Raw genomic sequence first — 296 nt, 5'->3', positions numbered from 1 at the left:
GCAAGCTGCAAGCTGCAAGCTGCAAGCTGCAAGCTGCAAGCTGCAAGCGAATCAGCGTGCGGGCTGGCGCCCAAACCCCGCCAAGCTTTTTCTTGCAGCTTATGGCTTGCGGCTTGAAGCTGCTTTTTCCACCTTGGCCCCGCCCGGTGGATCGGTGAAGCGTGATCCACCCTACGACCCTCAAATCCCGTCAGGCTCTTTCTTGCAGCTTATGGCTTGCGGCTTGAAGCTGCTTTATTCCACCTTGGCCCGCCCGGTGGATCGGTGAAGCGTGATCCACCCTACGACCCTCAAAT

At 58.4% G+C, this 296-nt stretch carries 1 protein-coding gene; it reads left to right on the top strand.

What is annotated here, in order from left to right:
- Positions 1-268 (top strand): hypothetical protein (locus tag IN820_RS22460; protein ID WP_207793716.1); only part of this gene is annotated, 268 nt, incomplete at its 5' end.
- Positions 269-296: the final 28 nt, after the last annotated feature.

The sequence above is a fragment of the Pseudomonas lopnurensis genome, from assembly GCF_015070855.1.
GTDB classification, from domain to species: Bacteria; Pseudomonadota; Gammaproteobacteria; order Pseudomonadales; family Pseudomonadaceae; genus Stutzerimonas; species Stutzerimonas lopnurensis.
This window is presented reverse-complemented; position numbering and strand designations above follow the sequence as displayed.